General features: G+C 55.4%; 17 protein-coding genes and 1 pseudogene. 11 read left to right on the top strand and 7 right to left on the bottom strand.

Annotation, left to right across the window (positions count from 1 at the left end):
* Window positions 1–10: 10 nt before the first annotated feature.
* A complete protein-coding gene (locus IM273_RS05525) occupies window positions 11–271 on the top strand; it encodes a hypothetical protein (RefSeq protein WP_193050138.1) in 261 nt (86 codons plus the stop codon).
* A gap of 158 nt (window positions 272–429) precedes the next feature.
* Here IM273_RS05525 and IM273_RS05530 read toward each other — a convergent pair whose 3' ends face one another.
* Window positions 430–1,392, bottom strand: coding sequence for a GlxA family transcriptional regulator (locus IM273_RS05530; protein WP_126326097.1), 963 nt, complete (start codon window positions 1,390–1,392; stop codon window positions 430–432).
* A 117-nt stretch (window positions 1,393–1,509) separates the two neighbouring features.
* Between IM273_RS05530 and IM273_RS05535 the strand changes: the two genes are divergently transcribed.
* Both IM273_RS05535 and IM273_RS05540 read left to right on the top strand, forming a co-directional pair.
* The gene (locus tag IM273_RS05535; RefSeq protein ID WP_193050177.1) at window positions 1,510–2,151 is read left to right on the top strand and encodes an HD domain-containing protein; all 642 of its coding nucleotides are present in this window, start codon (window positions 1,510–1,512) and stop codon (window positions 2,149–2,151) included.
* 576 nt (window positions 2,152–2,727) lie between these two features.
* Window positions 2,728–3,114 (top strand): hypothetical protein, encoded by a 387-nt coding sequence (locus IM273_RS05540; RefSeq protein ID WP_045261479.1) that lies wholly within the window; start codon window positions 2,728–2,730, stop codon window positions 3,112–3,114.
* 42 nt (window positions 3,115–3,156) lie between these two features.
* Here the strand turns inward: IM273_RS05540 and IM273_RS05545 are convergent.
* Window positions 3,157–3,330 (bottom strand): annotated as a pseudogene (locus IM273_RS05545) (KilA-N domain-containing protein); the annotation flags it as partial.
* A 74-nt stretch (window positions 3,331–3,404) separates the two neighbouring features.
* Between IM273_RS05545 and IM273_RS05550 the strand changes: the two are divergent.
* The 3 genes from IM273_RS05550 to tus all read left to right on the top strand — a co-directional run bounded on the left by IM273_RS05550 (window position 3,405) and on the right by tus (window position 5,948).
* Window positions 3,405–3,617, top strand: a complete 213-nt coding sequence (locus IM273_RS05550) for a hypothetical protein (RefSeq protein ID WP_370551837.1) — start codon at window positions 3,405–3,407, stop codon at window positions 3,615–3,617.
* 29 nt (window positions 3,618–3,646) lie between these two features.
* The gene (rstB, locus tag IM273_RS05555; RefSeq protein ID WP_028012933.1) at window positions 3,647–4,945 is read left to right on the top strand and encodes a two-component system sensor histidine kinase RstB; all 1,299 of its coding nucleotides are present in this window, start codon (window positions 3,647–3,649) and stop codon (window positions 4,943–4,945) included.
* A 73-nt stretch (window positions 4,946–5,018) separates the two neighbouring features.
* Window positions 5,019–5,948 (top strand): DNA replication terminus site-binding protein, encoded by a 930-nt coding sequence (tus, locus tag IM273_RS05560; protein ID WP_193050139.1) that lies wholly within the window; start codon window positions 5,019–5,021, stop codon window positions 5,946–5,948.
* Here the strand turns inward: tus and fumC are convergent, their stop codons facing one another.
* Together fumC and fumA are read right to left on the bottom strand one after the other, a co-directional pair.
* Window positions 5,949–7,343 (bottom strand): class II fumarate hydratase, encoded by a 1,395-nt coding sequence (gene fumC / locus IM273_RS05565; RefSeq protein ID WP_028012931.1) that lies wholly within the window; start codon window positions 7,341–7,343, stop codon window positions 5,949–5,951.
* 138 nt (window positions 7,344–7,481) lie between these two features.
* The gene (gene fumA / locus IM273_RS05570) at window positions 7,482–9,128 is read right to left on the bottom strand and encodes a class I fumarate hydratase FumA (protein WP_028012930.1); all 1,647 of its coding nucleotides are present in this window, start codon (window positions 9,126–9,128) and stop codon (window positions 7,482–7,484) included.
* Window positions 9,129–9,327: 199 nt separating this feature from the next.
* Between fumA and manA the strand changes: the two genes are divergently transcribed.
* Complete coding sequence (gene manA / locus IM273_RS05575) at window positions 9,328–10,503, top strand: mannose-6-phosphate isomerase (protein WP_028012929.1); 1,176 nt, start codon at window positions 9,328–9,330, stop codon at window positions 10,501–10,503.
* A gap of 99 nt (window positions 10,504–10,602) precedes the next feature.
* Window positions 10,603–12,135: a YdgA family protein gene (locus IM273_RS05580; RefSeq protein ID WP_047365362.1), complete on the top strand. Its 1,533-nt coding sequence runs from the start codon at window positions 10,603–10,605 to the stop codon at window positions 12,133–12,135.
* Window positions 12,136–12,173: 38 nt separating this feature from the next.
* Here the strand turns inward: IM273_RS05580 and IM273_RS05585 are convergent, their stop codons facing one another.
* Both IM273_RS05585 and IM273_RS05590 read right to left on the bottom strand, forming a co-directional pair.
* A complete protein-coding gene (locus IM273_RS05585; protein ID WP_193050141.1) occupies window positions 12,174–13,028 on the bottom strand; it encodes an alpha/beta fold hydrolase in 855 nt (284 codons plus the stop codon).
* A 15-nt stretch (window positions 13,029–13,043) separates the two neighbouring features.
* Window positions 13,044–14,024 carry an MBL fold metallo-hydrolase gene (locus IM273_RS05590; RefSeq protein WP_100170400.1) on the bottom strand — a complete coding sequence of 327 codons (981 nt, stop codon included), beginning with the start codon at window positions 14,022–14,024 and terminating at the stop codon, window positions 13,044–13,046.
* A gap of 107 nt (window positions 14,025–14,131) precedes the next feature.
* On the opposite strand from IM273_RS05590, the gene IM273_RS05595 reads away from it, so the two are divergent.
* Complete coding sequence (locus tag IM273_RS05595) at window positions 14,132–15,028, top strand: LysR family transcriptional regulator (RefSeq protein ID WP_193050143.1); 897 nt, start codon at window positions 14,132–14,134, stop codon at window positions 15,026–15,028.
* A 1-nt stretch (window position 15,029) separates the two neighbouring features.
* On the opposite strand, the gene IM273_RS05600 is transcribed toward IM273_RS05595, so the two are convergent.
* Complete coding sequence (locus IM273_RS05600) at window positions 15,030–16,058, bottom strand: Mal regulon transcriptional regulator MalI (RefSeq protein ID WP_193050145.1); 1,029 nt, start codon at window positions 16,056–16,058, stop codon at window positions 15,030–15,032.
* Window positions 16,059–16,235: 177 nt separating this feature from the next.
* Here IM273_RS05600 and malX point away from each other — a divergent pair, with 177 nt between their 5' ends.
* A complete protein-coding gene (malX, locus tag IM273_RS05605; protein WP_028012923.1) occupies window positions 16,236–17,828 on the top strand; it encodes a maltose/glucose-specific PTS transporter subunit IIBC in 1,593 nt (530 codons plus the stop codon).
* Window positions 17,829–17,876: 48 nt separating this feature from the next.
* The gene (locus IM273_RS05610) at window positions 17,877–19,049 is read left to right on the top strand and encodes a MalY/PatB family protein (RefSeq protein ID WP_193050147.1); all 1,173 of its coding nucleotides are present in this window, start codon (window positions 17,877–17,879) and stop codon (window positions 19,047–19,049) included.
* The last annotated feature ends 82 nt before the right edge of the window (window positions 19,050–19,131 follow it).

Consider the following 19,131-nt stretch of genomic DNA (forward strand, 5'->3'; position numbering starts at 1 on the left):
CCCATGAATTATGTATAGCTACGGTCAGGTAGAAGCGATAAAAACCAATCTTGAGTGGATTGTTAATCAGGCAACCCTTAACCACACCTCACCCTCACGCACCGATCAAAAAGCGCTCTTTGACCTGCTGGAACTCATCCAGTCTTATGAAATACTGCTGGATCTCATCAGCGAATACGGGCCGGATGTGATTGATACGCACATTGCGGAAGGCCTGGCCGTGACCGAAAAACTCATCGCCAAGGTAAAAAACAGCGCGAAATCCATATAACACGCTCGACAGTCGTGAAAAAACCGAAAGGTTTTCATGTATATTCTGCACATAGCGTTTTTTCGGCGAGATCCAATGAAAAAGCTGTTTGTGCAGTTTAGTGTGCAGAAAATCTGCAATTTAGTGGAAAGGCTATAGCTTCTCTCCCGTTCGCAAAGCTATTCAAGGCTCGTCATTTTCTGGTAATCATTAGGTGTTATTCCTGTCAGGCGATAAAATACTCGCCTCATAACATCCGGCCCAGAAAAGCCACATTCAACGGCAAGTTTCTTCGCTGGCATTTTTTCCTTTTCAATCAGTACTTTTGCTCTAGATACGCGCTCGCGTTCGAGCCACTGCGCCGGGGTAAGGCCAATTTCCTGCCGAAATATCCGCGTAAGGTGCCTCTGGCTGAAGTTAATATGCTCTGCCATCATAGCAACCGTTGTCACGTCTTTAATATTCGCGATTGCCCATCTCTGGAGCTCCTGAAGAGCTGTACGGCCATCAAGCGAAAGCGTATTGCTCCTCATAAAGTGAGACTGGTTAACTGGACGCCGGAAAAACATGACCATTTGATCGGCGACTTCTGCCGCAACCTCCCTACCGAGATCTTCTTCAACAAGTCGCAGTGCCAAATCCAGGCCTGAAGTAACGCCCGCCGCCGTTCTCACTCGCCCATCGTCAACATACAACGCATCTGCCTCTACGATTATTTGGGGATGCCTGGCGGAAAGGGTTTTCGCACATGCCCAATGCGTGGTCACTCTTTTTCCATTTAGCTTTCCGGTGAGCGCCAGGAGTAATGCCCCCGTACAAACTGAACCAAACCGCTTGCTTGACTCGCAGAGTGCGTTAATTCCATCCAGCACACGGGGGTCCGGCTGGTAATAAGCAATATCCGGCGCGCCGGCAACAAGGAATGTATCTGCCGTAAGCCCACCGCAGTCTGACAGGGTTGCATCTGCCGTTATCTTTACGCCTGACGAAGACCGAATCACAGGATCGGTAACCGAAACAACGCGCAGCGAGTAAAAGCTGCGCTTAAGAACCCGGTTAGCCTCAGCAAACACATCTATGGGGCCACAGACATCAAGCATCTGAACGCCTGGCACCGCCAGAATAAAAACGTTATGACTCATTTTAAGTCTCCGGAGTCCTGAATCATCTCTATGTCCCATAAAGTCTTTAAAATACATTTTGGGACATTCAAGGTAAACCTTATGCTGTATACCTACAACAGAGAAGAGGAGTATTTCATGATTCGCACAACCGAAGATATCAGTATCCCGGACAGCAAAATGGCCCGTGAAGCCACCGAGTTCATTCGTGACACGGAATCCGATCTGCTTTTTAACCATTCAAGCCGCGTTTACCAATGGGCGGCTCTGGCCGGTCAGAAAAGAGAGGTTAAAGCCGATGCTGAGCTTTTGTACATTGGATGTATGTTCCATGACATTGGCCTGACTCGCGAATACTGTAGCTGCGATAAACGTTTTGAAGTAGATGGTGCAAACGAAGCACGGAAGTTTCTGGAAAAATATGGCATCGGAACTCAGGATATTGATAAGGTCTGGACAGCAATTGCCCTCCACACCACGCCGGGTATTCCGGAATTCATGGCACCGGAAATAGCGCTACTTACGGCAGGAGTAGAAATGGACGTGCTGGGAATTGATTTTGAAGTATTCTCACAGGAAGAAATCAGCGCAGTTACCCAGCGTTTCCCACGTACACCGCATTTTAAGGAGGACATTATTCAGGCCTTTTATGACGGCATCAAACACAAGCCGCACACGACATTTGGTAACGTAAAAGCGGATGTACTTGCAGACAAGGACACACTCTTCAAGCCTATGAATTTCTGCAGCATTATCCGACAGTCTCGCTGGCAAGGCTGATAACGGACAGACTGAATAGTACCTGATGGGGGCATCAGGTACTATTCAGTCATGGGGATGTTCGGATAAGAGTAATAGTGCGAAAGTCTCCTTCCGGTCAACTGACAGTATGCCAGTGAAGCCACATTGCATCGCATTGCGTCTTATCCATCCGGTACCAAAGAGTTTTTCTCCGGATTCGGGGAAGATATAAATCTAGATTTCGCAGCTTAAGTACAATTTGCTAAGAATTTCGGCATCAGCGGCGAATTGCATAAGTTTGTAAAAAATTCAACACCTTCAGAACAAACGCTCGCATCAGATTGATCATTTCAAAATTACCAGCAGTTAAATCGATTCCCTTACAGGTTTAATGCATCTGTCGATGTAAGTCATGAACGTCTATTTATCCACTCAAGGGAATAGCAGGTGATTTATCCGCTGTAGGGATATCCCTTTTAAATCCACTTACAAATGCGCTCGTGTTGGAAGAATTTCATGTATGGTATTCTTTTGTTGTTTATATTTAGTACATTGCCCACAGTAGTTACATCCTATGCTCAATTACATTGTCATTAATTAGTTAGCGAGATAAGAATGAAATCAAATGTAAAGTATACTTTTCATCACTTCGGCATCCCGTTACAGGATGGCGTTTTTGAAGGTGCATACAGCGAAAAAGCCGGGATGTATACAGTTGATAACCCAGGTCAGTTTCGTGTGCAGTGGCATAGATTTAAAGACAGTTCTCCACTCCACAATCTGATAAAAACTGTGCCTCACGTCGCCTTCAAAGTGGACAACCTGCTAAGAGCTATCGAAGATGAAGAAGTAATTCTTGGTCCCTATGAGCCCATTGACGGTTTCTTTGTTGCCATGATTAATGACAATGGCGCACCGATTGAACTCATAGAAACTACACTCTCTGATGATGAAATCTGGGGAAGAGCAAGGTCCGGTCAAGGCGACCTTTACAGGAAGTAATTTTATCCGGGAGCCGTTGTGAAAAGGGCTCTCTGTGAATACTTATTTGAAGCCTGGCAAATAAATCTGAACTTCGCTCATCATCCACTCACGAGCCACATGAAGAAATTGTTTCCTACCACCAGCTTCCCACCGGGCCATTTTGCTGGCGCAATGACTAACCTCTTTCGTTTCGGTATTAATAATATGATCAAGCTTGTTCAGCCGAGAAATTGCTTCAAAACTGAAAGAGAAGACAGGCCTACCGAACGATAAAACGATCGGGCATTCGCCGCAGACGCCCCTATCAGCTGCGTCATACATACGCGTGCTGGATGTTGTCGGCAGGTGCTAATCCTGCTTTTATAGCGAATCGGATGGGTGATGAGAATGCAGAGATGGTCTTCCATGTATACTCTGCGAGGATAAATGTTCTCGATAGCGATCAGGTACCATTTTTGAATCAGCGCTTTGGCGGATATGCAAGTGCCCCTATAGTGCCCCTGAAGGTAAAAACAAAGTAGTTAATTACTTGATGTCCCGGTGATATTTAATGAAAAAGCTGTTTGTGCAGTTTTATCTTTTACTGTTTGTCTGCTTCCTGGTGATGACCATGCTGGTCGGGCTGGTCTATAAATTTACCGCCGAACGTGCGGGCCGGCAGTCGCTGGACGATCTGATGAAAAGCTCGCTCTATTTGATGCGCAGCGAGCTGAGAGAGATCCCGCCACACGACTGGGCGAAAACCCTGAAAGAGCTGGATCTCAATCTGTCATTCGATTTACGCATCGAGCCGTTGAAAGATTTCGATCTGGACCCGCCCGCCATGCAGCGTCTGCGCGACGGGGACATCGTCGCGCTGGATGAGAAATACACCTTTATCCAGCGCATTCCGCGCAGCCATTATGTGCTGGCCGTTGGACCGGTGCCCTATCTCTATTATCTGCACCAGATGCGCCTGCTGGACATGGCGCTGATGGCCTTTATCGCCATTTCGCTCGCATTTCCGGTCTTTATCTGGATGCGGCCCCACTGGCAGGACATGCTGAAGCTGGAATCCGCCGCGCAGCGTTTTGGCGAGGGGCATTTTACCGAACGCATTCACTTCGACAGCGGTTCCAGCTTTGAGCGTCTGGGCGTGGCCTTTAACCAGATGGCCGATAACATCAACGCCCTGATCGCCAGTAAGAAGCAGCTGATCGACGGAATTGCGCACGAGCTGCGCACGCCGCTGGTTCGCCTGCGCTACCGTCTGGAGATGAGCGAAAATCTGACCGAGGCAGAGAATCAGGCGCTTAACCGCGACATTGGCCAGCTTGAAGCGCTGATTGAGGAGCTGCTGACCTACGCGCGTCTCGACCGCCCGCAAAACGAGCTGAACCTCACCACGCCGGATCTGCCCGCCTGGCTGCAAACCCACATTGATGACGTTCAGAGCGTAAACCCGCAGCGCACGCTGTTGACGCGCGTCACGCCGGGTGACTACGGCGCGCTCGATATGCGCCTGATGGAGCGCGTGCTGGACAACCTGATGAACAACGCCATGCGCTACAGCGAAAGTACGCTCCAGATTGGCCTGGATTTGCAGGGCAACCGGGCCAGCCTGACGGTGGAGGACGACGGACCGGGAATTGCCCCGGAAGCGCGAGAAACCGTGTTTGAACCGTTTGTCCGCCTCGATCCCAGCCGCGATCGCGCCACCGGCGGATGCGGCCTGGGGTTGGCGATTGTCTACTCTATCGCGCAGGCGATGGGCGGCACGGTGCATTGCGAGGAGAGCGAGCTCGGCGGCGCGCGCTTCTGTTTTAGCTGGCCGGTGTACCATAACATCGCCCTTCCCGTCCCTGCCTGACCTCAACCGCACGCTGGCCTGACCCGGCGTGCTGTGCTATATGATAAGTATGTTGTAACTAATGAGAGTGTTTATGGCGAACTACGATCTCATCGAACGGCTTAACGGCACGTTTCGGGAAATAGAACACGAACTCCTGACCCTGACCGAGCGTTTGCAGGCCTGCCGCCTGCTGGCCGCGCGCGTCTTTACCCTGCCGGATGTGGCTAAGGGAGCCGAGCACGATCCGCTGGACACCATCGAGGTCGAACAGCACATCGGCAGCGCGGCCCTTGAGCTGGCGCTAAAACACTATCGTCGCCTGTTTATCCAGCAGCAGTCAGAAAACCGCAGCAGCAAGGCCGCCGTGCGCCTGCCGGGGGTCATCTGCCTGCAAACCGATGCGACATCGCGCGAAGCGCTGGAAAGCCAGATTGCGCATATCAACACCCTGAAAGCGGCCTTTGAAAAGATCATCACCGAAGAGTCCGGCCTCGCGCCTGCCGCGCGGTTCGAGTGGGTGCACCGACAGCTTCCGGGGCTGATTACCCTGAATGCCTATCGGACGCTGACGGTACTGCGTCACCCCGCTACGCTGCGCTTCGGCTGGGCGAATAAGCACATCATTAAAAACTTCACCCGGGATGAGATTCTGGCCCAACTGGAAAAAAGCCTGAAATCGCCGCGCACCGTCGCCCCGTGGTCGCGGGAGCAGTGGATTGAGCGCCTGGAGCAGGAGTACCACAGCATCGCCTCGCTGCCAGCGGATGCGCGCCTGAAGATAAAGCGCCCGGTGAAGGTGCAGCCTATCGCTCGCGTCTGGTATTCCGGTCAGCAAAAGCAGGTACAGTATGCCTGCCCGACGCCGCTGATTGCGCTTTACGATGCCGATCAGGGCGCGGTGGTACCCGATATTGGGGAACTGCTGAATTACGATGCTGACAATGTTCAGCACCGTTACAGACCTCAGGCGCAGCCGCTACAGCTGATTATTCCTCGGCTGCACCTGTACGTGGCGGGATGATTATTTCAGGCTACCGACCATCGCTTCCGGGCGAACCCAGGCGTCAAACTCCGCCTCCGTGAGATAGCCCAGCGCCAGGGCGGAGGCTTTCAGCGTCAGCCCCTCTTTATGCGCTTTTTTGGCGATCTCGGCGGCCTTGTCGTAGCCAATATGGGTATTGAGCGCGGTGACCAGCATCAGAGATTCATTGAGCAGCTGGCTGATGCGTTCGCGATTGGGCTCAATCCCCACCGCGCAATGCTCGTTAAAGCTCTCCATCCCGTCCGCCAGCAGGCGAACAGATTGCAGCACGTTGTGGATCACCATCGGGCGATAGACGTTCAGCTCGAAGTTGCCGGACGCACCGCCCATGTTGACGGCCACGTCGTTGCCCATCACCTGGCAGCAGAGCATGGTCATGGCTTCGCACTGGGTCGGGTTCACTTTACCCGGCATGATGGAGCTGCCCGGCTCGTTTTCCGGGATGCTGATTTCACCGATGCCGCAGCGCGGGCCCGAGGCCAGCCAGCGCACGTCGTTAGCAATTTTCATCAGCGAGGCCGCCAGCCCCTTCAGCGCGCCGTGGGTGTGGACCAGCGCATCGCAGGTCGCCAGCGCTTCGAACTTATTGGGCGCCGTGACGAACGGCTGTCCGGTGATGGCAGCAAGCTCCTCCGCCACGCGCACCGCGTATTCTGGATGGGTGTTTAACCCGGTACCGACCGCCGTCCCACCGAGCGCCAGCTCCGCCAGGTGCGGCAGGCTGTTCTCGATATGCTTCAGGTTGTGTTCCAGCATCGCCACCCAGCCGGAAATCTCCTGGCCGAGCGTCAAAGGCGTGGCGTCCTGCAGGTGCGTACGGCCAATCTTGACGATGTCGCGGAAGGCCTGCGCTTTCTCGTTAAGCGTGGATTTGAGCACGTTGAGCTGCGGGATAAGCTGCTCGCGAATGGCGATTACCGCCGCCACGTGCATCGCCGTCGGGAAGACGTCGTTAGAGCTCTGGCTTTTGTTGACGTCATCGTTCGGGTGGACCTTACGTTCCATGCCGCGCACGCCGCCCAGCAGCTCGCTCGCCCGGTTCGCCAGCACTTCGTTCATGTTCATGTTGCTCTGGGTACCGGAACCGGTCTGCCAGATAGCGAGGGGAAATTCGTCAGGATGCTTGCCCGCCAGCACTTCGTCTGCGGCGTTGATAATGGCGGTGGCTTTATCGGCGTCCAGCAGGCCCAAATCCTGGTTCACTTTCGCGGCGGCGCGTTTGGTCAGCGCCAGCGCCTGAATCAGCGAGACGGGCATTTTTTCGGTCGAAATACGGAAGTGCTCCAGCGAACGCTGGGTTTGCGCGCCCCATAGCTTGTCGGCCGGGACGTCGATGGCGCCCATCGAGTCTTTCTCATGGCGTACCGTGGTCATTACTTTCTCCTTGATAACAAAAGAGGGATTGCTCACATGCTTAAGGGATAAGTATTGATGACTTCTGAGAAACGGTATGGCGCTTTGTGCGCTCTTTTTGATGTCGGGTGGCGGCTGCGCCACCCGGTTTATTTCAATTTATTTCACGCACGCCGAACACTGGGACGACTGGATCTGCTTGAAGAAGTCGTTGCCTTTATCATCCACGAGGATAAACGCCGGGAAGTCTTCCACTTCGATTTTCCAGATCGCTTCCATACCCAGCTCCGGGTATTCCACGCACTCCAGGCTCTTGATGCTGCCCTGCGCCAGAACCGCAGCCGGGCCGCCGATGCTGCCGAGGTAGAAGCCGCCGTGCTTGTGGCACGCGTCCGTCACCTGCTGGCTGCGGTTGCCCTTAGCGAGCATGATCATGCTGCCGCCGTTGGCCTGCAGCTGATCAACGTACGAGTCCATACGCCCTGCCGTTGTTGGGCCTAACGAGCCGGAGGCATAGCCTTCAGGCGTTTTCGCCGGGCCCGCGTAGTAGATCGGGTGATCTTTAATGTACTGCGGCAGCCCTTCGCCGTTGTCCAGACGCTCCTTCAGCTTCGCGTGCGCAATGTCGCGGCCCACGATGATCGTGCCGTTCAGGGAGAGACGGGTCGAGACCGGATACTGAGAAAGCTGCGCCAGAATCTCTTTCATCGGACGGTTCAGGTCAACGCGAACCGCTTCACCCTCACCCGCTTTACGCAGCGCTTCCGGGATGTATTTGCCCGGGTTATTTTCCAGCTTTTCGATCCACACGCCTTCGCGGTTGATCTTGGCCTTGATGTTGCGATCCGCAGAGCAGGAGACGCCCATCCCGACCGGACAGGAGGCACCGTGGCGCGGAAGACGGATCACGCGCACGTCGTGGGCGAAGTACTTACCGCCAAACTGCGCCCCGAGTCCCAGATTACGCGCCTCTTCCAGCAGTTCCTGCTCAAGCTGCACGTCGCGGAACGCCTGACCGTGCTCGTTACCTTCGGTTGGCAGGCCGTCGTAGTATTTGGTTGAGGCCAGCTTGACGGTTTTCAGCGTGCTTTCCGCCGAGGTACCGCCAATCACAAACGCGATATGGTACGGCGGGCACGCCGCGGTGCCGAGGGTACGCATCTTCTCAACCAGGTAATTTTTCAGCTTGCCCGGGGTGAGCAGCGCTTTGGTTTCCTGGTAGAGATAGGTTTTGTTGGCTGAACCGCCGCCTTTGGCGATACAGAGGAATTTGTACTCGTCACCGTCAACGCTGTAGAGGTCAATCTGCGCGGGCAGGTTGGTGCCGGTGTTGACCTCTTTGTACATATCCAGCGCCGCATTTTGCGAGTAGCGCAGGTTGTCTTCGGTGTAGGTGTTGTAGACGCCGTGAGCCAGCGCCGCTTCGTCACCACCGCCGGTCCAGACGCGCTGGCCTTTTTTACCGACGATGATCGCCGTGCCGGTGTCCTGGCACGTTGGCAGAATGCCTTTCGCCGCGATATCGGAGTTACGCAGGAACTGCAGGGCAACGTACTTGTCGTTTTCGCTGGCTTCCGGGTCGCTCAGAATATCGGCAACCTGCTGCTGATGCGCGGGGCGGAGCATAAAGGAGGCATCGTGGAAAGCGTGCTGCGCCAGCAGCGTCAGCGCCTGCGGATCCACCTTGAGGATCTCTTGTCCTTCAAACTCAGAGACGGAGACGTGATCGCGGGTTAACAGGTAATACTCGGTCTGATCCTTACTGAGGGGGAAAGGATCCTGATAATGGAAGGGTTTATTCGACATTGTTCTCTCACTTACTGCTTCGGTCTGTTTATTCAGGGCAGATGTTCCGCTGCCCGGCTTAAAAGCGAGTCAGCTTATCCTACACAATTTTTTAACAAAAACTGAGACTAGTACGACTTTTTACATCCACAGGTTACTTCCACGTAGTTTATTGCTTTAATACCCGGAGTTAATTCCACATTTGAATCAGGGCTTGATAATGCAAAAACTCATTAACTCAGTGCAAAACTACGCCTGGGGAAGTAAAACTGCGTTAACGGATCTCTACGGTATCGCGAACCCGAACAACCTGCCGATGGCGGAACTGTGGATGGGGGCGCACCCGAAGAGCAGCTCAAAAATTGAAGACGCCAGCGGCCAGGTACGCAGCCTGCGTGACGTGATTGATGCCGATAAAGCCGCACTGCTGGGCGACAAGGTGGCTCAGCGCTTTGGCGAACTGCCGTTCCTGTTTAAGGTGCTGTGCGCCGACCAGCCGCTCTCCATCCAGGTTCACCCGAACAAGAAAGCGTCTGAAATCGGCTTTGCCAAAGAGAACGCGGCGGGCATCCCGCTGGACGCCGCCGAGCGTAACTACAAAGATCCAAACCACAAGCCGGAGCTGGTTTTTGCGCTGACGCCGTTCCTGGCGATGAACGCCTTCCGCGAGTTTTCAGAGATTATCTCCCTGCTGCAGCCGGTCGCGGGTGCCAACAAGGCTATTGCCCACTTCCTCGAAAACCCAAACGCGGACGCGCTCAGCCAGCTGTTTGCCAGCCTGCTGAATATGCAGGGTGAAGAGAAATCTCACGCGCTGGCGGTGCTGAAAGCGGCCCTGAACAGCCAGCAAGGGGAACCGTGGGAGACCATCCGCCTGATTTCCGAGTTTTACCCTGACGACAGCGGCCTGTTCTCCCCTCTGCTGCTGAACGTGGTGAAGCTGAACCCGGGCGAAGCGATGTTCCTGTTCGCGGAAACCCCGCACGCCTACCTGCAGGGCGTAGCGCTGGAGGTGATGGCCAACTCTGACAACGTGTTGCGCGCGGGCCTGACGCCGAAATATATCGACATCCCTGAGCTGGTTGCCAACGTGAAGTTTGTAGCGAAGCCTGCCGCTGAGCTGCTGACTCAGCCGGTGAAAAACGGCGCAGAGCTGGACTTCCCGATTCCGGTTGAGGATTTTGCGTTCTCCCTGCACGACCTCAATCAGACGGAAACGACAATCGCACAGGAAAGCGCAGCGATCCTGTTCTGCGTCGAGGGCGAAGCAACGCTGCGCAAAGGCGAGCAGCGTCTGGTTCTCCAGCCTGGCGAGTCAGCATTCGTTGCAGCCAATGAGTCCCCGGTCAGCGTGAGCGGCACCGGTCGCCTGGCGCGCGTTTTTAATAAGCTTTAAGCACTTACTGAATTTTTTAACAACTCTTGCTAAGCTAGTTGAAGGCTTAATATCTCCGGGCGGTTTTTACCGCCTGGTTTCATTTTAGGGATAGTCGCAATGAAAAAATCGGTCGTAGCGGTTGGAGTGATTGTAGCGTTAGGCGTGGTCTGGACGGGTGCCTCCTGGTTTACCGGGAAACAGCTGGAAGGCCGTCTGGCTGAGATGGTGGCGCAGGCTAACGGAGAAATTAAGCGCAGCGCGCCGGAGGCGGGTCTGGAGCTGAGCTACCAGAACTATCAGCGCGGCGTGTTCACCAGCCGCATGCAGCTGGTGGTGAAGCCGGTGGCCGGTGCGGCAAACGGCTGGCTGAAGCCGGGACAGAGCGTGGTGCTGGATGAAGTGGTAAGCCACGGTCCGCTGCCGCTGGCGCAGCTAAAGTCGTTTAACCTGATCCCGTCCATGGCGTCCGTTCATACCGTACTGGTGAATAACGACGTCACTAAACCGCTGTTTGACCTGGCGAAGAATGAATCACCTTTCGACATTAACACCCGTATTAGCTACTCCGGTGATACCAGCTCTGATATCGCGCTGAAACCGCTGAACTACGAGAAAGAGAACGAAAAAGTCGCCTTCAGCGGCGGCCATTTCAAACTTGATGCGGATCGGGACGGCAACGTCTTCTCCATGACGGGTGAAGCGGAAAGCGGCCTGGTCAACGCCGTGAACGAATATAACCAAAAAGTTCAGCTCACCTTCAACAACCTGAAAGCCGACGGCAACAGCCGTATGACCGACTTTAAAGAGCGTATCGGCGATCAGAAGCTCTCCGTGGATAAGATTGCTATCGCAATTGAAGGAAAAGAGATGGCCGTGCTGGAAGGCATGGACGTTAACGGTCAATCCGACGTATCCAAAGACGGTAAGAGCATCAATACCCAGCTGGATTACACGCTGAAGAGCCTGAAAGTGCAGAATCAGGATCTGGGCACCGGCAAACTGTCGCTGAAGATCGGCAATATCGACGGCCAGGCATGGCACGAATTTAGCCAGAAATACAGCAAAGAGAGCCAGGCGCTGCTGACCGACGCCGCGCTGCAGCAGAACCCGGAAGTGTACCAGCAGCAGGCGATGGCGGTGCTGTTCAATAACTTGCCAATCCTGCTGAAAGGCCAGCCGGTGGTCACCGTTGCGCCGCTGAGCTGGAAAAACAGCAAAGGCGAAACCAGCTTTAACCTGTCGCTGTTCCTGAAAGATCCTGCAGCCGCCACGGGTGAACCGCAGACGCTGGCGCAGGAAGTGGATCGCAGCGTGAAGTCGCTCGACAGCAAGCTGACCATCCCGATGGATATGGCGACCGAGTTTATGACCCAGATTGCGAAGCTGGAAGGCTACGGCGATGAAGATGCCGGCAAGCTGGCGAACCAGCAGGTGAAAGGTCTGGCGGCGATGGGTCAGATGTTCCGCATCACCAAAGTGGAAGACAACACCATTTCCACCAGCCTGCAATATGCCAACGGCCAGGTAACGCTGAATGGCGACAAAATGCCGCTGGAAGAGTTTGTTGGCATGTTTGGTATGCCGACGCTCGGAATGCCGGAACCGGCTGAACCCGCAGCGCCAGCCGTACCGGCGGCACCGCAGCAGTAAACGTCAAAACCCCTCGCAAGAGGGGTTTTTTATTGCCCTTATCCTTTCCATCCCTCCAGGAAATCCAGCAGCAAGGCGTTAACTTTCTCAGGCTGTTCCTCCTGAGGAAGATGGCCGCACTCGTCGATACCCTGCGCCCGCAGGTTATCCGCCATTTCAGCCCAGACGCTTTGCATATCGAAAAGCTTGCCAACCGCGTGAAAATCATTGCCCCACAGCGACATTACCGGACAGGCGATTTTCACGTCAGCGTCGGCAAGATCCTGCGCCACGTCTTCCGCGTTGGCGCGATAGTCAGCCATCGCGCCTCGCACGGCTCCGGGCGCCTGATACGCGCGAACATAGGTGTCAAACGCCTCGCCGCTGATGGTTGACGGATCGTAGGTCCAGTCCGAGAAAAAGTGGCGCAGCCAGATATTTTCACGTCCCGCAATCAGCGCTTCCGGCAGATCGGGCACAAGATGGAACAGGAAGAACCAGTATGCGCGGGCGATGGACGCATTCAAATCGCGCGCCACGATACGCGTTGGCACGTTATCCATGACCACCAGACGATCCACCAGCTCAGGGTAATCTTTTGCGAACCGCGTCGCGACGCGCGCCCCGCGATCGTGCCCCACCAGCACCGCCTTCTGTAACCCCAGCGCACGCATCAGCTCCCGGATGTCCCGGGCCATGTTCCGTTTATCATAGCCAGAAGCCGGTTTATCCGTTTCGCCATATCCTCGCAAATCCGGCGCGATGACGCGGTAGTGCCGGGACAATACAGGTATCTGGTAGCGCCAGGCATAGTTTGTTTCAGGAAAACCGTGCAGAAGAATAACCGGCGCGCCTTCACCCTCTTCAACCACAAACTGGCGAATGCCGTTTGCCGTTACGGTGTAACTTTTCATATTCGTAACCTCACTTTATTTCAGCAGAGGCACGTTGGCCGCACGTTGATAAGGACCGTAATTTACAGGGTTCCAGCTATAGCCCTGCTGCCAGGCGGTGATATGCCCAATACCGGGGAAAGGCAGATGCGCAGCGGCCATCCACTCGCCGTCTTTCGCCAGGGCGTTAAACTCCTGCGCCCGGGACGAGATGGCTTTTTTCGAATCGACATCAAAGCGAATAGACACTTCAGGATGCGGGAACTGGACGGCTGGCGCATGAATCAGATCCCCAATGAAGTTAATAGCCGTCCCCTGCGACGCAAAGCGATAAACGGTACTGCCGGGCGTATGGCCAACGGCATAGGCCGTCTGGACTTCCGGGATCGGCGAAGCTGGCGGAACGAAGGTTTTAAGATGTCCGGAGGCTTTATAATCAGACAATGCTTTTCGGGCGATAGCAAAATACTCTTTCGCATTAGCCGGCGCGCTCGCTTCTTTTGCAGGATCAAGCCAGTAGTCGGCCTCCCCCTGCGGTACGTAGACGGTGGCATTGGGGAACAGCGCTTTACCGTCTGCATCGCTCAGGCCACACACGTGGTCAAGATGAAGATGCGTCAGGAAAATGGTATCAACCTGCTCGGGACGATAGCCTGATGCTTTCATATTGTTAACCAGCTGGCCGGCCGTTTCCGGCACGCAGTGCCCCGCTCCGCTGTCAATCATGACCAGATGTTTACCGGTATTAACCAGGAAAGCGTTAAAAGCGGTCGGCATGCGGTCGGCATCGATTTTATGCTGAGCCAGCAGTTTACGAACCTTGTCGTCTGAAAGACCGTGGAGTAATGACGGCGAAAGGTCGTTATAGCCGTCGAACAGCGCCGTGACCTCATATTCCCCTACCGCCAGACGATAATAGCCGGGGACCTGCTGCTTCACCTGCGCAGGTGCGTCAGCCCAGGCGGCACTTACCAGTAACAGGCTGCTGAATGCCAGAACCGTTTTCAACTTTTTCATCTTCACTCCAGATTGATATTCTTCAGGTTGTGAAGAGACTATGGCAGCGTAACGATAAATACTGTAGATATGTACTTTGATAAGGCAGCATAACGAAAAGCGATACAATGAAACTGGAAGACGTTGAAGTGTTTGTCGAAGCGATTAAGGCGGGTAGCCTGGCGGGCGCCGCGCGTCGGCTCTCAATGAGCGCCATGGCGGCGTCACGCTCTCTTAACAATCTTGAGGCTGAGCTGGGGGTCAGGCTGGTGCATCGCACCACGCGATCCCTCTCACCCACCAGCGATGGTGACGTTTTTTTGCCTCATGCGCAGGCGTTGCTGGAAGATAAAAATAACGCGCTGGCCGATCTGTTTCCTGATGGTACGCACCTGTCCGGACGCCTTCGCATTACCGCCTCAGCGGCGTTTGGACGCAAGATCGTTGCACCGATGTTGCCGCTGTTTATGCAGCAACATCCTGCCCTGCAGGTCGACCTGCTGGCAACCGATGAGCAAATTGATATTGTCGGGAAAGGCATAGACGTGGCGTTACGCATTGCACCGCTGCGCGATAACCGGTTAGTCGCACACCGCATCTGTGATAACCCCCGCGAGCTTTGCGCCAGTGCGGAGTATCTCGCCGCGCACGGTTCACCGAAATTGCTTAACGATCTGGCTGGACATAGCTGCCTGACCACCTCAGATACGACGCACTGGTCGTTTGAAAAGGGTGAACAGCGCTACAAACAAAAGGTCTCAGGCCGATTCTCGGCTAATTCTATTGAGGCGATTTTCGAGGCTTGTCTGGGGGGACTCGGCATCGCAAATTTATCTCGCTGGTACGTAGAGCCTGCCATTGCTGAGGGTAAACTCGTGCGGATCGTCCTGGAAGATGCTCAGCCGGAATCGCTGGCCATTTGGGCGGTTTACCCGACCTCCCGGCTGATCCCGGCAAAAGTACGAAAATTTGTAGAAGCCCTGGAGACACATCTGACGCTCAACCCGCTTACGCAGCAGAGCTGAGTTATTTCACCGTCACCAGCCGCGCCGCCACAATCTGGTGCCCGGACTGGACATCCGTGTTGTCGATGCGCTGCATAATTCTGTCTGCCAGCGTGTAGCCCATCTCCCGCGCAGGGGTGGTAGCCCAGACAATCGGCAGGTCATCCAGCGCGTTTTCACCAACGTCGGCGAACGCCCCCAACGCCACCTGATGGCCGAAGAAGGTTTCCACCCCGCCCTCGCCGCTCTGACGGCCGGCGCGGATCAGGCCAAACCAGGCACCCATGGCAATCACATCGTTGTAGCAAATCACGGCGCTGATGGTCGGATTGCTTCGCAGCAGCGCGCCTATCGCTTCCGCCGCCATCTTCTGGCTGGATTCACACTCCACGACCCACTCGCTGTGGAACGGCAGGCCGTATTTAATCAGCGTCGCGCAGTAGCCGCCGACCCGCTCGGCGCGCGTCAGGGAGGAGCTTTTCCCTCCCAGCCAGGCAATGCGCTGATGCCCGCGGCGAATAAGATGTTCGGTCAACATTTGCGCGGCCTGCATGTTATCCGGGCGCAGCGTATCGGCTTCGTCGAGGTAGCTGGCGCGCGAGGCGAACACCAGCGGCACGCCTTTTTCGGCGGCACGCTCGCACAGTTCGCTACCCACGCCCGACGCTCCGGCGACGATCACTCCGTCAACCCCCTGGGTCAGCAGCATATCGAGACGGGAGAGAAGCTGCCCGGCCTCGCGCCCGCCGTGCAGCAGAAAGACCATCCGCCCCTGCGCTTCCAGCGCTTCGGTTAACCCGGCGGTCAGCTCCGCATAAAAAGGTGACGTCAGGTCACGGACAATCAGGCCAATCACCCCGCTTTGCCCACCGCGCAGCGCCGACGCCTGACGGTTACGCACAAAGCCCAGCTGTTCAACCGCCTCGTTCACCCTCTGGCCGGTTGCGGGCGAGATGCGCCCTTTACCACTGAGCACGAGAGAAACGGTGCTGACGGAAACCCCCGCCGCCAGCGCGACATCGTTGATGGTGACTTTTTTCGCTACAGCCATGTGTCAGCGTGACTCCCTGAAATGAGATCGGTAAAACGTTTTATCAATACGTTATCTTTATACTACCAGTCAAAGCCTGAGAATGTGATTTAGCGCGCACTAAACTTTGATAAAACGTTTTATCTTCTCGCAGCATTGAAGCAGGCAAACTGATTTTAACAATAAAGGAGTCGTTTTATGACGGCGAAAACAGCACAAAAAATATCGCTGTGGGAGTTTTTCCAGCAACTGGGTAAAACCTTTATGCTGCCCGTGGCGCTCCTCTCGTTCTGCGGGATCATGCTCGGGATCGGCAGCTCGCTGAGCAGTAAAGACGTTATCACGCTGATCCCGTTCCTCGGTACTCCCGTGCTGCAGGCGATCTTTATCTGGATGAGTAAGGTCGGCTCCTTCGCGTTTAGCTTCCTGCCCGTGATGTTCTGTATCGCCATCCCGCTGGGCCTGGCCCGCGAGAATAAAGGCGTCGCGGCGTTTGCCGGGTTTGTGGGTTACGCCGTGATGAACCTGGCGGTTAACTTCTGGCTGACCGCGAAAGGCATTCTGCCGACCACCGACGCAGCCGTGCTGAAGGCCAACAATATTCAGAGCGTGATTGGTATTCAGTCTATTGATACCGGGATCCTCGGAGCGGTGATCGCCGGGGTCATTATCTGGATGCTGCACGAGCGCTTCCATAATATCCGCCTGCCGGATGCTCTGGCCTTTTTCGGCGGTACCCGCTTCGTGCCGATTGTCACCCTGGTGGTCATGGGTCTGTTCGGCCTGATCATTCCGCTGATCTGGCCAGTCTTTGCGATGGGCATCAACGGCATTGGCCGCATCATCAACGGCGCGGGAGATTTTGGTCCGATGATCTTCGGCACCGGCGAGCGTCTGCTGCTGCCGTTCGGCCTGCAGCATATCCTGGTGGCTCTGATTCGCTTCACCGAAGCGGGCGGTACCATGGAGGTTTGCGGTCACGACGTGAGCGGTGCGCTGACCATCTTCCAGGCGCAGCTGAGCTGTCCGACTACCCACGGCTTCTCCGAAAGCGCCACCCGCTTCCTGTCTCAGGGTAAAATGCCGGCCTTCCTCGGCGGCCTGCCGGGTGCCGCGCTGGCGATGTACCACTGCGCGCGCCCGGAAAACCGACATAAAATTAAAGGGCTGCTGATCTCCGGCGTGATTGCCTGCGTCGTGGGCGGCACCACCGAGCCTATCGAATTCCTGTTCCTGTTTGTTGCGCCGGTGCTTTATCTCATCCACGCGCTGCTGACCGGCCTGGGCTTTACCGTGATGGCGGTGCTGGGCGTCACCATCGGCAACACCGACGGCAACGTGATTGACTTCGTGGTGTTCGGGATCCTGCACGGCCTGTCAACCAAGTGGTATCTGGTGCCGGTCGTGGCGGCTATCTGGTTCGCGGTGTACTACGGTATCTTCCGCTTCGCCATCACCCGCTTTAACCTGAAAACGCCGGGCCGCGATACCGATACCGCCACCAGCGTTGAGCAGGCGGTGGCCGGTACCGTGGGCAAATCCGGGTATAACACCCCTGCCATTCTGGCTGCGCTGGGCGGTGCGGATAACATTACCTCGCTGGATAACTGCATCACCCGCCTGCGTCTGTCGGTGGCGGATATGTCAAAAGTGGATACCAACGCCCTGAAAGCCAACCGGGCCATCGGCGTGGTACAGTTAAATCAGCACAATTTGCAGGTGGTTATCGGCCCGCAGGTTCAGTCGGTGAAAGATGAGCTGGCAACCCTGATGCGAACAGTAGAAGCCTGATGCCTCAACCCCCTCTCATGAGGGGGTTTTACTTTAAGGATTAACGTCATGTTTGATTTTTCTACCGTCGTGGATCGTCACGGCACCTGGTGTACGCAGTGGGACTACGTCGCCGACCGCTTTGGCGCGGCGGATCTGCTGCCCTTTACTATCTCTGATATGGACTTCGCCACCGCCCCCTGCATTACCGACGCGCTGCATCAGCGCATCAACCACGGCGTGCTGGGCTACAGCCGCTGGAAAAACGACGAGTTTCTTGCCGCTGTTGAACACTGGTTTCGGCAGCGCTTTAACAGCCGCATTGATAAAGAAACCATCGTTTATGGCCCTTCCGTCATCTACATGGTGTCAGAGCTGATCCGCCTCTGGTCAAAGCCCGGTGACGGCGTGGTGGTCCACACACCGGCGTACGATGCGTTTTACAACGCCATTGGAGGCAATGCGCGTCAGGTAGTGGCTGTTGAGATGGAAAAGCAGGCGACTGGCTGGCAGGGCAATATGGCGGCGCTTGAAGCGGCCCTGGCGAAACCGGAAAACAAAATTCTGCTGCTGTGCAGCCCGCAGAACCCGACCGGCAAGGTCTGGACGCGGGATGAATTGACGCAGATGGCGGAACTCTGTGAGCGCTATGACGTGGCGGTTATCAGCGATGAAATTCATATGGACATGGTCTGGGGGGCGCATCGCCACACCCCGTGGAATGCGGTAGCGCGCGGCAAATGGGCGCTTCTCACCTCCGGCTCGAAAAGCTTTAATATTCCGGCACTAACAGGCGCATACGGCCTGATCGGCGATGAAGAGAGCCGTAACGGCTATCTCAGCGCGCTAAAAGGACGGGATGGGCTCTCTTCCCCTTCCGTGCTGGCGCTGACGGCCCATATCGCCGCCTATCAGCAGGGAGAGCCGTGGCTTGATGCCTTGCGTCGTTATCTGGAAGAGAATCTGTTGTATATCGCACAGGAATTAAACAGTGCTTTTCCGAAACTGAACTGGCAGCCGCCGGAAGCAACCTATCTGGCCTGGATTGACCTGCGCCCGCTGAACATTGACGACAGGGCACTGCAAAAAGTGCTGATCGAGCAGCAAAAAGTCGCCATCATGCCGGGATACACGTACGGAAACGAGGGTAACGGCTTCGTGCGCCTTAACGCCGGCTGCCCATGCAGCAAGCTGGAACAAGGGGTGCAGCGCCTCATCGCCGGGATCAACACGCTCCTGTAATTTGTTTGCGCAACGGAATATTCCCTTGCGCAAATAGCTTTTTACCCCGTTTTGTTTTTATAATATGGCGCACTTTAACCCG

Source organism: Enterobacter cloacae complex sp. P13B, assembly GCF_014895915.1.
Classification (GTDB): Bacteria; Pseudomonadota; Gammaproteobacteria; order Enterobacterales; family Enterobacteriaceae; genus Enterobacter; species Enterobacter bugandensis.

What these genes read in the sequence shown, in the direction of transcription:
- IM273_RS05525 (WP_193050138.1), top strand. Translation starts at nt 11, where the DNA reads ATGTATAGCTACGGTCAGGTAGAAGCGATAAAAACCAATCTTGAGTGG.
- IM273_RS05530 (WP_126326097.1), bottom strand. Translation starts at nt 1,392, where the DNA reads ATGAGTCATAACGTTTTTATTCTGGCGGTGCCAGGCGTTCAGATGCTT.
- IM273_RS05535 (WP_193050177.1), top strand. Translation starts at nt 1,510, where the DNA reads ATGATTCGCACAACCGAAGATATCAGTATCCCGGACAGCAAAATGGCC.
- IM273_RS05540 (WP_045261479.1), top strand. Translation starts at nt 2,728, where the DNA reads ATGAAATCAAATGTAAAGTATACTTTTCATCACTTCGGCATCCCGTTA.
- rstB (WP_028012933.1), top strand. Translation starts at nt 3,647, where the DNA reads ATGAAAAAGCTGTTTGTGCAGTTTTATCTTTTACTGTTTGTCTGCTTC.
- tus (WP_193050139.1), top strand. Translation starts at nt 5,019, where the DNA reads ATGGCGAACTACGATCTCATCGAACGGCTTAACGGCACGTTTCGGGAA.
- fumC (WP_028012931.1), bottom strand. Translation starts at nt 7,343, where the DNA reads ATGACCACGGTACGCCATGAGAAAGACTCGATGGGCGCCATCGACGTC.
- fumA (WP_028012930.1), bottom strand. Translation starts at nt 9,128, where the DNA reads ATGTCGAATAAACCCTTCCATTATCAGGATCCTTTCCCCCTCAGTAAG.
- manA (WP_028012929.1), top strand. Translation starts at nt 9,328, where the DNA reads ATGCAAAAACTCATTAACTCAGTGCAAAACTACGCCTGGGGAAGTAAA.
- IM273_RS05580 (WP_047365362.1), top strand. Translation starts at nt 10,603, where the DNA reads ATGAAAAAATCGGTCGTAGCGGTTGGAGTGATTGTAGCGTTAGGCGTG.
- IM273_RS05585 (WP_193050141.1), bottom strand. Translation starts at nt 13,028, where the DNA reads ATGAAAAGTTACACCGTAACGGCAAACGGCATTCGCCAGTTTGTGGTT.
- IM273_RS05590 (WP_100170400.1), bottom strand. Translation starts at nt 14,024, where the DNA reads ATGAAAAAGTTGAAAACGGTTCTGGCATTCAGCAGCCTGTTACTGGTA.
- IM273_RS05595 (WP_193050143.1), top strand. Translation starts at nt 14,132, where the DNA reads ATGAAACTGGAAGACGTTGAAGTGTTTGTCGAAGCGATTAAGGCGGGT.
- IM273_RS05600 (WP_193050145.1), bottom strand. Translation starts at nt 16,058, where the DNA reads ATGGCTGTAGCGAAAAAAGTCACCATCAACGATGTCGCGCTGGCGGCG.
- malX (WP_028012923.1), top strand. Translation starts at nt 16,236, where the DNA reads ATGACGGCGAAAACAGCACAAAAAATATCGCTGTGGGAGTTTTTCCAG.
- IM273_RS05610 (WP_193050147.1), top strand. Translation starts at nt 17,877, where the DNA reads ATGTTTGATTTTTCTACCGTCGTGGATCGTCACGGCACCTGGTGTACG.